The organism is Croceibacterium segetis (genome assembly GCF_011320115.1).
Classification (GTDB): domain Bacteria; phylum Pseudomonadota; class Alphaproteobacteria; order Sphingomonadales; family Sphingomonadaceae; genus Croceibacterium_B; species Croceibacterium_B segetis.
In genome coordinates this window covers 77,471-91,144 of the sequence record NZ_JAANOZ010000005.1, presented here as the reverse complement: position 1 = coordinate 91,144, position 13,674 = coordinate 77,471, and the positions used below count along the sequence as shown (strand labels likewise).

Sequence of the window (13,674 nt, the reverse complement as noted above, 5' to 3'; positions counted from 1 at the left end):
CTACACGCCTCGCCGCGCGGGCGCTATCCTGCCGGCACATGGAAGCGCGCCGGGTTGGGCCGGGCGACCGGCACCTCGGCTGGCTTCGCCACCTGCGGCAGCCACGCGTAGGGAATGCGATACGCGCGGTAGATTGCCACCGACGGCCGCGTTCCCGTGCTCGGCGGAGCGAGATATTCCCAGACGATGTCCTTGTCGGGTGTGACCTCGAACACGCGCCCTGTTGTGCCTTCGGTGATCAGTGTGTTGCCGTTGGGCATGCGCTGCGCCCCGCTGATGTTGAAGCTGTAGAAGTTGGGCGCGCTGTACGACCAGACGAGCGCCAGCGTGACCGGGTCAATCTCGAGCACCCGCGACGTGGCGCGCTGGTAGATCGTGTCGCCGCCCGGCGAGATCGGGCTCGGATCGCCGTAGCCCGCCGCGCCTCCGTTATCGAACAGCAGCAAGTTGCCCGCGCCGGGCAAGCCTTCGGGGATCATTGTCACGTTGTGCTGGCCGATCACCTGGCCAAGCGCCTTCGCTTCGGGCGAAGTGGTCGAATCAGGGCCCAGTCGCCAGACGACCTTTCCGTCCCGCGCGACGATCGCGATCAGGCTCGCCTGGCGGCTCGAGATGATCACGTTCTTCGGATCGAACCGCTTGTCCCCGCCGTCGAACCACTTGTTCGGTCCGAGATAGGCGGCCGAGTTGACATGGAGCCAGTCGAAGCCGTCGCGCTTGGCGAGGCGGCCGATCGCCGCCCGCATGGCCGGCGTCAGGCCCAGCTCGCCAATGTGGTCGCCCGCGCGCCATTCCCACGCAACTTTGCCCTTCGCATCGAGCTCGATCAGCTTGTCGTCATCGATCATGACGTCGGCGATCGCCGGATCGCTGTGGCTGGTGTGGGTCAGCAACAGCACCGAAGCTCCGGCGAGGCTCGGGGTGAAACTGGGCGAGTAATAGCCGCCGGGGAACGTGCTGAGCTGCCAGTCGTGGTGCTGGCGCGCGCTCCATTGCCGGCCCGCTTCGAGGGCGATTGGCTCGGCGTGATCGAAGCGCCACTCCTCCTCGCCGTCGAAATTCTCGGCGACGAGCGCGTTGTTCTCGAGGTGGCGCGGGAACACGCCCTTCGGTGCGACGACAACCCCGCCGGGCAACACCCGCGCCGGCCCGCCGGCCGAAAGGTCATAGCCGTCCCACCGCCAGACTTCGCGGCCGTTCATGTCGAGCACAATGACGGCTGGCGTGCCCAGAGCGGAGAGCACTGTGTAGCCGTTCCATGCCTTGCCGGGCTGGTAGATGGTCGTGCCGGTAGGATAGACCGTGGGCGCCCCAGAAATCGGCCCCGCCGCGAGCAGTGCGACGGCGAGCGCGCCCCATCTAAGCAGTCGTGACTTCATCGCCTCACCTCCCCACCCCTGTTTAAGGCAAAGCTTGACGTGGGCAAGGTTGCCGGGCGACGCACGAAGGATGACCGACGCCAACGATCCCCTGGGCCGAATCGCCGAGGCGCTGCAGCGGCTCGCCCCCGAACGCGCGGAAACGACCGAGTGGCTCTCCGCCCCGGCTTACTTGTGGACCGGGCGCGAGGGCCGGCCGATCGAGCGGATCGAAGCACCGCCGCTCGCGTTGCTCAAGGGCATCGACCGGCAGAAGGAGGCGGTTTGCCAAAATGTCGCCCGCCTCGCCGCCGGGCACGCGGCGCACGACATGCTGCTGTGGGGCGCGCGCGGCATGGGCAAGTCGGCGCTGGTGCGCGCGGGGGTGCTGGCGGCGCAGGACGAGGCGCCGGGCCGGCTCGCCTTGGTCCAGGCGGGGACCGATGCGCTCGACACGCTGCCAGCACTATTCACCGATCTCGGTGCGGTCGAACGCAATTTCCTCGTCTACATCGACGATCTCGGATTCGCCGAGGGCGATACCCACGGGCCGCGCCACTTGCGCAGCTGGCTTGAGGGCGGGATCGAGGCGCGCCCGGCCAACGTGCGCCTGGCGGTCACCTCCAACCGGCGAGCGATCGTAGCCCGGCAGATGGCCGAGCAGGACGATCCGATCAATCCTCGCGACGTGGTTGACGACCGGCTGGCGCTGGCCGATCGCTTCGGTCTCGCGCTCGGCTTCCACGCCTGCTCGCAGGACGAATACCTCGACATCGTCCGCGGCTATGCGGCCGAGCACAGCCTCGCGTGGGCGGAGGCCGACGCGCTCGAATGGGCCCGGCGCCGTGGCGCCAGGTCGGGACGTGTGGCCTGGCACTTTGTCGTCGAGCTCGCCGGACGCGCCGGTAAGCGGCTCTGACTCGTCAGTCGGTCGCCGGGGTGTTGCGCGTCGAGAGCATTCCCGGCTGCAAGTCGGCCGGGGGATGCTTGAAGGCCTCGGCGGGATCGGAGTTGAGCTCGCGCTGCGGCGGCAGGCTGGCGCTCGCCGTCCGCGCCGGCGCGGCGGCGGGCTTGGCGCCGGGCGAGGTAACACGCCAGATGATCCCCGCGGTGTCGTCGCTGACCAGCAGCGCGCCGGTCTTGTCCCACGCCACCCAGGTCGGCCGTCCGTGCGTTTTCCCGTCGCCCGCCAGGAAACTGCTGAGCACGGTCACCGGCTTGCCGGTCGGATTGCCGCGCTCGTCGAACCTGACGAAGACGACGTCATAGCCCGACGGCGGCTTGCGGTTCCACGAACCGTGGCGGGCGACGAAAGCGCCCGATCCGAACGCCGGACCCATCGTCGTGCCGCCTTGCGTGAACGCCAGCCCGAGCGCCGCAACGTGCGGGCCAAGCGCGTATTCGGGCTTGCGGGTGAATTCGGTGAGGAAGTTCGGCATCGGCGCCGTCACCCGTGTGTCGATTTTGTCCTTCCAGTAGACCCACGGCCAGCCGTAGTTGGCGCCGATCGGGACATTGGTCAGGTAATCGGGCACCAGATCCGAGCCGAGCTGGTCGCGCTCGTTGACGGTGGTCCACAGCTCGCCGTTCCACGGGTTCCAGGCAAGCCCGTTGGGATTGCGCAGACCGCCCGCGAACAGGCGGTGGCGGCCGGTCTTGAGGTCGATCTCCCAGATCGCCGCGCGACCCGCTTCCTTGTCGATCCCGCCTTCGGCGATGTTCGAGGCAGAGCCGACGCCGACGTAGAGCTTCGAGCCGTCGGGGCTGAGCACGAGATTGCGCATCCAGTGATTGCCGGCTCCCGGCAGGTCGAGCAGCTTCGTCGGGGTGCCGCTGAGCGCCGTCTCGCCTAGCTTGTAGTCGTAAGACAGCACGGCGTCGGTGTTGGCGACGTAAAGCTTGCCGTCGGCCCAAGCGATCCCGCCAGGCGAGTGCAGGTCGGCGCGCAATACGGCACTGGTTTCGGCGACTCCGTCGCCATTGGCGTCGCGCAGCAGCACCAGTTTGTTCGGCGAGGGCACGTCCGCCCCAGCGCGTCGGAAGAGGAAGCCGGCGACGAGATTGGTCAGCCCGCCTCCGGCGATGATCCGGTCGGGCGCGTTGCTTTCCGAAACGAGCACGTCGCCGTTGGGCAGCGGATAGATGATCCGCGGGTGCTCGAGCCCTTGCGCAAAACGGTTAACGGCGAGGCCCGGAGCCGCGACGGGCGCCTCGTTCGCCCCCCAGCCGATCGGCTTGAACACCTCGACCGTGGGGATCGTCTGCTCATTGGGCTGGTCGAGCTTGGGATCGGTCCCGGCGACGTCCGCCACGCTGAAGTCCGCGGTTTCACCGCGCAGCACCCACCAGGCCGCGGCGGCGAGGACGAGGATCAGCACCAGCAGCGCGATGCCGATTTTCTTGAGAATAGCCATGGCCGCTGGATAGGCGAGCCGCGGGCTTGCGGCAATGGCGGACGCGGCGTAGCCTCTGGTCCGATGTACGACTTCGCCGCCGACCCTGCTCAGCCCAAGGCCGAGCTTTACCGCGAACTCACGGCTGCGGCCGAAGCGCTGACCGCTGGCGAGAGCGACGCGGTCGCCAACATGGCCAATGTCGCCGCGCTGCTCTGGCAATTTCTGCCCGAACTCAACTGGGCGGGGTTCTACCGCGTGATCGACGGCGAGCTGGTGCTCGGCCCGTTCTGCGGCAAGCCGGCCTGCATCCGCATTCCCTTCGGTCAGGGCGTGTGCGGCGCGGCCGCGGCGAGCGGCGCGAGCCAGCGGGTGGCCGACGTGAACGCGTTCCCCGGCCATATCGCCTGCGACGCGGCGAGCCGCGCCGAGCTGGTCGTGCCGGTCAGGCGCGGCGGCCAGGTGATCGCGGTGATCGATCTCGATGCGCCGCGAGAGGGTCGTTTCGAGCCCGACGACCAAACCGGGATCGAGGCGCTCGCACGGATTCTCGCCGACCGCATCTGAGCGGCCCGTTTCGGGACAAGGCTCGCTAATCCTTTGTTTTCGCGCGGATCGCGATGGTAGCTGTGCAGGTTGTCACGCGAACGATTCGAGCAGGGGACCCACGATGACGCGCCATTTGCTAGCTTTCGCTGCCGCAACTGTCCTCGGTGCCGCGGCCACGCCCGCAGCGGCGCAGGACAGGTCCCCACCCCGACCCGCGTGGGACGGCCCGCAAGGCCCGCACTATCCGGACCCGATGCCGCCCCCGCACCATAGTGACGGTGCGCCGTTCGCTCATCCGTTGCCGCCCGGCGTCTACCCGCAGCCCTATCCCTCGCAAGTGGAGCCCTACCCCGGCGGACCCGGACCCTACGAACACCGGCCCTTGGCTGGGCAGGGCGAAGGGGGGCTCGCCTACGGCGGAGGCTCGAGCTACTGGTATGCCTACCAGTCCGGCGGCGCGCCTTGCGGTTGCCCGTCATACACCTGGATCCCGGTGCCAATCGAGACGCGCTACCGCTATTCGGCGCCGCTGCGCCACGTCGACGAAGTCGTCGAGGAAAAGGTGGTTCGCGAGCAGGTGAGCGAGCGCAAGATCGTTCCGGCCCAGGCGGCAACCAAGTACGTCAAGTTGGCCAAGGTCCCCAAGGGCAAGACCGTTCGCACCACCAAGTAGTCGGGGCGATCACGGCGAGCTGCCGCCCGGAGTGCCCGCGCCCGCCGCCGCGATCTGACTGGCGCGCAGACGCAGCACGCCGAGCTGGACCTCGCTCTTGTCTTTCGTCAGCACCGCCGTCTTGCCGAGCTCGCGCGCGGCGCCCAGCGCTTGCGCCGCGCCGGCGGAAATCTGCACGCGATAGGTCCCGTAGGGCACCCGCTCGAACATGAAGTACCCGTCGAATTCGCTGAGCGTGGTCGCGACAACCTCGCCCGCCTGGTCGATGAGCTCGAGCTTGATGCCGGATCGCGGAGTGTCCTCGAGGCCATGGATCTCGCCTTCCACTTCGCCGGTCGGGGCGACTCCGATCTCGAGCTTGGCTGCGACCCCGGCGCGCGGAGTGATGACGACGCCCTTCTTGGTCGGGACCAGGAATGGGTCGGGCAGGGTAGATTCGTCGATCCCGATCAGCACCTTCTGGTACGGATTGAGCCCTTCGATCACCGCGTGGCCGCGCTTGTCGGTAGGTTCCGACGCGCCGAACTGGCCAGCGGTGAGGCCGACGCCCTCGAGCGGCGCTTCGCCGGGGGATCGCACGCCGTCGCCGTTCTCGTCGAGGAAAACCGACACCGCCGCCTCGCCGCGCTGGGCGAGCTTGGCGTTCGAAAAGCGCATTCCCTTGCCGAACGGATTGGGGCCAAAGCTGAAGCTGACGCCCATGTTGGCACCGATGCTGCCGCGACTGTCGGCCGTGGCGCCGACGCGCAGTGCCAGCTGGCGGAACTGCCGCACGTAGCCCGCTTCGAAACTGGTCACGCGCTGGCGGCCGTCGCGCTGGACGTCGAAGCGCAGGTCGGACCGATCATCGAGCGGCTTTTCGATGGTCAGCCGGGCGTTGTCGAAGCCTTTGCGCAGCCCGGTGACCCGATAGGTTGCGTCGGCGCGGACCAGGAAGCCCAGTACGCGTGTGTTCGCCAGCATTCCGACGCTCAGCCCTTCGGTGTCGGCCCGCCCACCGGAGACCTCACGATCGGTTATTACCCCCGTCAACGACAGGCGCGGCAGCACGAGCGAGGCCCGCGCTAACCATTCGTTAACCTTTCGGCCGTCGGCCAGCACCGAGCGGGTATAACCGGCGCCCACCGGCACCACCCGGCGGCCCGAACCGAGAATCGCTTCGAGCAGGATCGTCTGGTGCGAGCGTTCCTGCTGGCCCACGAGGCCGCTGGTGAAGCTACCATCGAGGAAGAGGGCCTCGCCGGTGACGTTGATCTTGCCGACTCGGCCTATGGCACTCGCGCGATAGGCCCGGCCGGCGCCGAATTCCTGCGCCCCGGTGAGGTCGAGCAGCATCGGGCCCAAGGCCCTCTGCATGTCGAATTCGGCGAAATCGCGCCGTTTGCCCTGGAGGAACAACGAATGACCGCTCATCCCGAGAACCGTGCGGTTATCGAGGCCGTATTGGGCTCCAAAGCCGTATTGCCATCCGGTGTCGAGCGGATTGGGCGGATCGTGGAAGCTTATCAGGTCGCGATTGCGCTGGATCACTCCCGCCCAATACTCGAGCCTGCCCGGGGCGACCGCAGCATAGCCGATGGGAACCGATTGGCTCTCGCGCCGGACCTGCCCCTGCGGGCCGTAAAGCACCACTTCGAGGTCGTTGCTGCCGTAAACCAGATCGACGTCGAACTCGTAGCGACCATCGGCGCGATCGCTCTGGAAGGCGAGCAGCTGGCCGTTGCGATAGAGTTCGGCGTCCCAGCCGATCGGCAGCGCCCCGCGCAGGACCGTCTTGCCGAAGCTGGTCGGCCGCTCGAGCGGGCGATTGCTGACAAACGCGCCGCGGCCAACGCCGCCGGCGCCGGCGAGGTTGCCCGAAAACACCTCGACGTCACCGGCGGCTACCTGGGTTGCCTTGAGCGGCCCGAGCATCCCGCCCGCCGGGTCCTTGCGATAGGCGCTCATGCGCAATGTGTCGGGCGTTCCCGTTGAATCGGAGGCGAGGCGTGCATCGACGCTCACCCCGGCCACTTCGCCGCTGGCGTAGGCCTGGTAGCGGCGGCGCAGCTGGCCACTGCCATTGTCGCTGCGGATCCACGAGACGTCGGCGACCACGTCGACCGAAGGCGTGCGCCAGGTCTGGTACGGCAGCTTGGTCTGCGGGTAGTCGGCGAGGTTGAAGCTCTTCTTGTCGCGAAGTCGCGCGGCACGACTTTTGCGCTCGATCGCTTCGATAAACGGCAGCGGCGCGTCGCTGTCGAGGGTAAGCGCCGCGTCGTAGAGATTCGGCGTGAGCCGGACGCCGAGCCAACCAGCGAGCGATTTCGTATCGACGCACCAGCCTTCGGGCGTGTCATAGAGTTCGCCCGGCTGGAGAGCGCGCTCTTTGTTCACGATTTGTACCGTATTTTTATCGCGATCGAGCGTGAAAGTCTGATCCTCGCGGAATAGCCAGCCAGTCGCGCGGCGCGACTTCTTGTCGAGCCGGACCGGCAGGTCGAGTGCAAGGATCATGTCGGCCAAATCGACGCAGGTGCCGTTCGCGGTGTGGTAGCCGCGCAACTCGTTCCCCATGCGGAATTTTTTGATCTGAAGCTGCAGGATGACCTGGTCATCCTGTGTTGGCGTCGTGACGCCAGCGGCACGGGCCGACGGGCTTACGCCCGCGCCGGATGCGAGCACGGCCGCCACGACGAGCGCGGCGGCCTTCCTGGACCAGAGTGTCAAGGTGCGCATGTCAGCTGCCGGCGATCCGCCGAGGCGGTGCCTACCCGAGCGTTCCGTCGACCGCGGCGATCAGCGCGCCGCCGTTCTCGACCGCTTCGCGGAATTCGATCCGCGCCGGGCCCTTCATTGCGGCAGCCTGCTCGGGTGTGAGCTCGAAGGTGGCGTGCCGCGCGCCGATCTCGGGATAGACGCCGATTCCGCGCGCGGTGAAGGCGGGATCTTTCGCGCCCTGGCGATAGACGAGCAAATCTCCGTAGATCGATTCGTTGCCCGACCGGGTCATGTCGACGGTGAACTCGTCGCCCTTGGGCCCGTGAACGATCCGGGGGTTGGCGATCCCGGCAGTCACCGTGAGCTCACCCTTGCGGATGATGATCGGCATGACGATACCATAGACAGGGATCAAATTGATCGCGATGCCGCTCTTGTCGGCCGGAACGTCGGTGACCGCGCGGACCTTCGGCAGCGCGGCGAACGACATGTGAACGCGGTACTCGCCATCGGGCAGGTCTGCGTCGGGGCGGGCGCTGATGCGGATCGACTGCGGCTGCGACGGCGGCAGGGTCACTCGCCGCGGCGCGTAGCGGATCATCGCCAGCGCCGCCTTCTCGGAAGCATTCGCCTGGGCTTCCTCGACCGGCTCGAGATTGCCGTTCACGTCCATCCGGCGGAGCTCCAGCGAGACGCGGTAGGTTTCCTCCTCGCTGCCCATATTGGAGAGAATCACCTCGCCGCCACGGCGTCCGTCGAGCACCAGCCGCGTCGGAGCGATCAGCAGATCGCCCTGCGCCACGCCGGCGCTCGGGGCGAGCAACGCCAGGCCGCTGAGGCCGGCGAGCGACGTTTTCAGGATGGTGCGGTAAAACTTGCCCGTGCCGCGCATCTGGCGGTTCCTCCCCTAGGGCTTTCCGCGTACGGGAAAGCGCGTAAAAACTAGGGATTTGCTTACCTCTGCAAGGTTAATTCGTCGTAAACCGTGGGAGCTCGGGCAAGAAAAAGCCGCCTCCGCGAAGGCGCGGAGACGGCTCGAGGCAATCGCCGCGCGCCTTCGCGCGCGGGGATCGATCAGTTGTAGGCGACCGAAACGGTCAGCGTGCCGGTGTACACGCCCGGCGCCATGTTCGGATGCATGGTGAGCGTGCCGCCGACCGAGAAATCGGCCGTACCGCCGGCGAGCGTCACCTGGTTCGACGCGGCGTCGGTGACGAACGAGCCCACGGTCATCGCTGAAGCGAAGCCCGCCGGGGCAGCGCCGCCGTTGATCGTCGTGTCATAGCTCAGGGTCTCGGTCGGGTTGACGAGCGAGATCTGCACGACCTTGGTGTCGAGGCCGGTCACGTGGAACAGCGGCGCCGCAGTCGTCCCGCCGCAGATCACGTTCGTCGGGCAAGTGCCCGCGGTGCCGTCCGCAGCGACGTCCAAGGTGGCGTCCGCGGTGATGCCGCCGTCGGCCAGCGTGCCGAAGTCGAGCGTGTCGGCGGTCGCGTCGACATCGACGGACAGCGCGGTGAGGATCGTGGCAGTGGCATTCGCCGAATCGGTCGTCGCAGCCTGGGCGCCCGACGCAATGCCGAACGAAGCTACGGCGGCCCCAACGGCAGCGTAACGAAGAAATTTGCTCATGATATGGTCCCTTCCAAGCGTAATCTTGTTCCGCGAGTGACCCTGCCACTCGCCGAACGGACCGATACGGCCTCGTCCGTGATTGGCGTTTACCGCTCGTTTATTCAGGCTTGGTGGGCGAGATTGGTTAACGACTACGGGGTTTTCCTTAAGGCCTTTCCCCTGAAACGCCGCGTTATCAGATAGATGCGCCAGTGAGCCGCTGACAAATGAGATCAAGCTGGTCGAGCGTGCGGTAACGGATCGTCACCGCCCCCGAGCGCGGATCGGCGTCGGTGGCAATTCGAACGGTCAGCCCGAGGAACTCTTCGAGGTGGTTCTGCACCGCGGCGATGTCGGCATCCTGAGCCGGATCGCGCGGATCGCGCGCCTGGCGCCGCGCCGGGGCTTTGCGCCCGAGCTTCTCGACCTCGCGCACCGACAGGTTCTCCGCCACGGCTCGCTCGGCGAGCGCTTCGGCCTCGGGGTGCCCGATCAGCGCGCGCGCGTGCCCCATGCCGAGGCGCCCCGCCTCGAGGTGCTCGAGCACCGCGGCCGGCAAGGCGAGCAGCCGTTGCATGTTGACCACGTGGCTGCGTGACTTGCCGACCATGCCGGCAATCGACGACGGCGGCAGCTGTTCGCCGAGTCGCTGGTAGGCGCGCGCCTCTTCGACCGGATTGAGATCTTCCCGCTGGATATTCTCGATCAGCGCGATGGCCATCACGTCCTGCTCTTCGAGATCGCGAATCAGCGCTGGAATTTCATGGAGTTGCGCTTTTTGCGCGGCGCGCCAGCGGCGTTCCCCGGCAACCAACTGGTAGCGTCCCTCGCCGAGCGGCCGGACGATAACGGGCTGGATCACCCCGCGCTCGCCAATGGAGACCGCGAGCTCGTTCAGCGCCTCCTCGTCGAAATGGCGCCGCGGCTGTTCGGGATGCGGCTCGATCGCGGCCACGCTCAGGCTGGCGAGGCCTTCGCCGGTCGGCGCGGGGGCAAGGCCGGTCGAATCGTCAGGGCTCGGTTCGCGTCCCGGCCGAACCAGCGGCTCCTCGCGACGGGCTTCGCCGAGCAGAGCGCCGAGGCCCTTGCCGAGCTTGCGTCGCGGAGCGCCGCGCGCAGTTGTGTCTTCCTGGGCGCTCACGCGGCTTTCCTTTCTTGCGGCAGGCGGCGGATCAGTTCGCGCGCGAGGGCCATGTAGGCGCGGCTGCCAGCACACGAGTGGTCGTAGACCAGCGCCGGCAACCCGTGGCTCGGGGCCTCGGACAAACGAACGTTGCGCGGAATCACCGAATCAAACACCAGATTGCCGAGGCACTCACGCACGTCGTCGGCGACCTGGTCGGTCAGGCGGTTGCGGCGATCGAACATCGTCAGCACTACCCCGACGATCCCGAGTTCGACGTTGAAGCGTTCCTGAACGCGCTCAACAGTTTGTAAAAGCTGACTTAATCCTTCGAGGGCGAAGAATTCGCACTGCAATGGGATGAGCAGGGTATCGGCTGCGGTCAGCGCGTTGAGCGTGAGAAGTCCAAGCGACGGGGGGCAGTCGATGAAGCAGACGTCATGCCCGCGGTGGCCGGCCAGCGCGGTGCGCAACCGATTCGCGCGGTCCTCTTCGCCGACCAGCTCGAGTTCGGCGCCGCTGAGGTCGACCGTCGCCGGCAAGAGCTCCAGGTTGGGAATCGTCGTCGGAAAGGTGCATTCCGAGACCGGAAGGCGTTCGATCAGCAAGTCGTAGCTGGTCCGGTCACGACTCGCGCTGGCGAGTCCCAGCCCGGTCGACGCGTTGCCTTGCGGGTCGAGATCGAGCAGCAGCGTCTTCCAGCCGCTCGCAGCCATGGCCGTGGCGATGTTGATCGCCGTGGTGGTCTTGCCCACGCCGCCCTTCTGATTGGCGATCGCTATCGTAATCATGCGCTAGTCGGCCGCCCCTTCCCGATCACAATCCCGGCGTCGGGATCGGTGACCGAGTGTTCCACGTGAAACATACTGGCGACCTCCGCGGGAAGCGATGCCACTTCCTGCACGGCGGAACGCCCCTTCGGCAACACCCATAGGGTGTCCTGTGTGGAAAAACGGGCGGATAAGGCAAACAGTTTGCCCAGCGGAGCAAACGCCCGGGCCGAAATTACCCCCGCCGCAAAGGTTTCGACATGTTCGAGACGGCGGCCTTCGATGCGGCAACGGACAAGGCCGAGCTCGGCGGCGGCGCGCACCAGCCAGTCGGCTCGCTTCTTGCGCGACTCAACCAAGACAACCTCGCGTTCAGGCTGCATGGCTGCGATCACCAAGCCGGGAAAGCCTGCGCCGGTGCCGAGATCAAGCCAAGGCCCCGTTTCACGTGAAACACCGCGGAGGAGTTGGGCGCTGTCGGCAAGATGGCGCAACCACAAGCTGTTTTCACTGGCCTTGGCGATCAGGTTCTGTCGCATGTTCTCCTCGACCACCAGCGTCGCAAGACGCTCGAGTCGAGCCGATCCGGCCGCGTCCGTCGATTCGGCGCAGAAGGTCCGCGCCTGCTCTTCGTTTTGAAGGATCATGCGTCGACGCTTCGCCGGGCGTGAACGAGGATGGCCGCAAGCGCCGCCGGGGTGATCCCTCGAATCCTCGCGGCTTCGGCGAGCGTCACCGGCCGCGCCGCCGCGAGACGCTCAACCATCTCGCGAGAGAGTCCGGGAACTCTGGCATAGTCGAGATCGCTCGTCGGCACCGCGGCACTAGCTCGCATTTCGCGAATTTCGCCTTCCTGCCGCTTGAGATACGGCGCGTAGAGCGCATCTTCCGCCAGCTCGGCAGCAAGTTCGCCGTCGACGTCGAACTCACCCTCGATCCATGGTGCAAGCGCCGCCAGGTCGAGATCAAAGCGTAGCCACTCGGCGAGCCGTTTGCGCCCCGCGTCGCGGCGCACGGCCAGGCCGGCGTCGGCGAGGTCATTGGCCGGCACCTCGCTGTCGAGCGCCCCGATCCAAGCCTGACGTTCACATTCGCGCCGTTCGAACCACTGGCGCCGCGCCTGGGCGACACACCCCGCCTCTATCGCCATAGGGGTCAGCCGCGTCGAGGCGTTGTTGGCGCGCAGCCGCAAGCGATACTCGGCGCGGGCGGTGAGCATCCGATAAGGCTCGCTCACGCCGTGCAGCGTGAGATCGTCGAGCATCACACCGATGTACGAGTTCGCCCGGTCGAGCGGTGCCGGCTCGCGCCCGAGCACTACCGCGGCAGCGTTCATCCCGGCGACTAGCCCTTGCGCGGCGGCTTCCTCGTAGCCGGTAGTGCCGTTGATCTGCCCGGCGCAATAGAGGCCCGGGACTGCCTTCAACTCGAGCCCCGGCGTCAGCGCGCGCGGATCGATATGGTCGTATTCGACCGCGTAGCCCGCCACTGCCATTTCGACCCGCTCGAGGCCTTCCATCGTTCGCAACATCGCCACCTGGACGTTTGCGGGAAGCGAGGTGCTGATGCCGTTGGGATAAACCCGCGCCGTCGCCAGACCCTCAGGCTCGAGGAAGACCTGGTGCCCGTCGCGATCCCCGAAGCGGTGGATCTTGTCTTCGATCGAGGGGCAATAGCGCGGTCCGGCCGCCTCGATGGCGCCCGTGAATAGAGGAGATCGGTCGAGATTGGCGCGAATGATGTCGTGACTGCGGGCGTTAGTGCGGGTGATCGCGCAGAAGATCTGCGGGTTTTCCCGGCGGACGGTGAGCGACGACATCGTCCACGGCTCGGTATCGGAGGGTTGCTCCTCGAGCCGGGACCAATCGATCGTGCGCCCGTCGAGTCGCGGCGGCGTCCCGGTCTTGAGGCGCGCCATCGGCAAGTCCGCCTCGCGCAGCTGCGCCGCCAGCTGCTGCGCCGAGTTTTCTCCGATACGCCCACCTTCGAAGCGTTCCTCACCTCGAAATAGCCGCGCACCGAGGAAAGTGCCTGTGCACAGGATCACGGCCGGCGCGCTCAGCTGCGAGCCATCGGCGAGGCGCAGGCCCGCGACCCGCCCGCCGGACAGGACCAGCTCGGCCGCTTCGCCCTCGATCTGGCCGAGGTCTCCCTGTGCGGTCAGCATCTCCTGGATCGCCGCCTTGAACAGCGCTCGGTCCGCTTGCACGCGGGGACCCCACACCGCGCTGCCCTTCGAGCGGTTGAGCATCCGATAATGGATGGCCGCCGCGTCGGCCGCGCGGCCGATCAGCCCGTCGAAGGCGTCGACCTCGCGCACCAGATGGCCCTTGCCGAGACCGCCGATTGCGGGATTGCAGCTCATCGCGCCGACGGTCGCGCGGTCGAACGTCACCAGCGCGGCGCGCGCGCCCATCCGCGCGGCCACTGCGGCCGCCTCGCAACCGGCGTGACCGCCGCCGACGACGATGATGTCAAATTCGCGCATTTGCGT

At 67.2% G+C, this 13,674-nt stretch carries 12 protein-coding genes; 3 read left to right on the top strand and 9 right to left on the bottom strand.

Translation table 11 applies throughout. The annotated features are described in order from the left end of the window. Positions 1–23 precede the first annotated feature (23 nt). Positions 24–1,379, bottom strand: coding sequence for an aryl-sulfate sulfotransferase (locus tag G7B69_RS07470; RefSeq protein WP_166177745.1), 1,356 nt, complete (start codon positions 1,377–1,379; stop codon positions 24–26). A gap of 70 nt (positions 1,380–1,449) precedes the next feature. Between G7B69_RS07470 and G7B69_RS07465 the strand changes: the two genes are divergently transcribed. After that, positions 1,450–2,277, top strand: coding sequence for a DUF815 domain-containing protein (locus tag G7B69_RS07465; RefSeq protein WP_166177743.1), 828 nt, complete (start codon positions 1,450–1,452; stop codon positions 2,275–2,277). 4 nt (positions 2,278–2,281) lie between these two features. Here the strand turns inward: G7B69_RS07465 and G7B69_RS07460 are convergent, their stop codons facing one another. After that, positions 2,282–3,772, bottom strand: a complete 1,491-nt coding sequence (locus G7B69_RS07460) for a PQQ-dependent sugar dehydrogenase (RefSeq protein ID WP_166177741.1) — start codon at positions 3,770–3,772, stop codon at positions 2,282–2,284. Positions 3,773–3,835: 63 nt separating this feature from the next. Between G7B69_RS07460 and G7B69_RS07455 the strand changes: the two genes are divergently transcribed. Beyond that, positions 3,836–4,318, top strand: a complete 483-nt coding sequence (locus G7B69_RS07455) for a GAF domain-containing protein (protein WP_166177739.1) — start codon at positions 3,836–3,838, stop codon at positions 4,316–4,318. A 103-nt stretch (positions 4,319–4,421) separates the two neighbouring features. Continuing rightward, positions 4,422–4,973 (top strand): hypothetical protein, encoded by a 552-nt coding sequence (locus G7B69_RS07450; RefSeq protein ID WP_166177737.1) that lies wholly within the window; start codon positions 4,422–4,424, stop codon positions 4,971–4,973. Between the two features lie 9 nt (positions 4,974–4,982). Here G7B69_RS07450 and G7B69_RS07445 read toward each other — a convergent pair whose 3' ends face one another. The 7 genes from G7B69_RS07445 to mnmG form a co-directional block, all read right to left on the bottom strand. Continuing rightward, positions 4,983–7,691, bottom strand: a complete 2,709-nt coding sequence (locus tag G7B69_RS07445) for a carboxypeptidase regulatory-like domain-containing protein (protein ID WP_166177735.1) — start codon at positions 7,689–7,691, stop codon at positions 4,983–4,985. A 31-nt stretch (positions 7,692–7,722) separates the two neighbouring features. Next, the gene (locus G7B69_RS07440; RefSeq protein ID WP_166177733.1) at positions 7,723–8,565 is read right to left on the bottom strand and encodes a fimbrial biogenesis chaperone; all 843 of its coding nucleotides are present in this window, start codon (positions 8,563–8,565) and stop codon (positions 7,723–7,725) included. 182 nt (positions 8,566–8,747) lie between these two features. Continuing rightward, a complete protein-coding gene (locus tag G7B69_RS07435; RefSeq protein ID WP_166177731.1) occupies positions 8,748–9,305 on the bottom strand; it encodes a DUF4402 domain-containing protein in 558 nt (185 codons plus the stop codon). A 178-nt stretch (positions 9,306–9,483) separates the two neighbouring features. After that, the gene (locus G7B69_RS07430; protein WP_166177729.1) at positions 9,484–10,428 is read right to left on the bottom strand and encodes a ParB/RepB/Spo0J family partition protein; all 945 of its coding nucleotides are present in this window, start codon (positions 10,426–10,428) and stop codon (positions 9,484–9,486) included. Further along, on the bottom strand, positions 10,425–11,201 hold the full coding sequence (locus G7B69_RS07425) for a ParA family protein (RefSeq protein ID WP_166177727.1): 777 nt from the start codon (positions 11,199–11,201) through the stop codon (positions 10,425–10,427). The genes G7B69_RS07430 and G7B69_RS07425 overlap by 4 nt, the downstream gene beginning before the upstream one ends. Then, positions 11,198–11,824 carry a 16S rRNA (guanine(527)-N(7))-methyltransferase RsmG gene (gene rsmG / locus G7B69_RS07420; protein ID WP_243415084.1) on the bottom strand — a complete coding sequence of 209 codons (627 nt, stop codon included), beginning with the start codon at positions 11,822–11,824 and terminating at the stop codon, positions 11,198–11,200. The genes G7B69_RS07425 and rsmG overlap by 4 nt, the downstream gene beginning before the upstream one ends. Then, positions 11,824–13,668: a tRNA uridine-5-carboxymethylaminomethyl(34) synthesis enzyme MnmG gene (gene mnmG / locus G7B69_RS07415; protein WP_166177723.1), complete on the bottom strand. Its 1,845-nt coding sequence runs from the start codon at positions 13,666–13,668 to the stop codon at positions 11,824–11,826. The genes rsmG and mnmG overlap by 1 nt, the downstream gene beginning before the upstream one ends. Between the last annotated feature and the right edge of the window lie 6 nt (positions 13,669–13,674).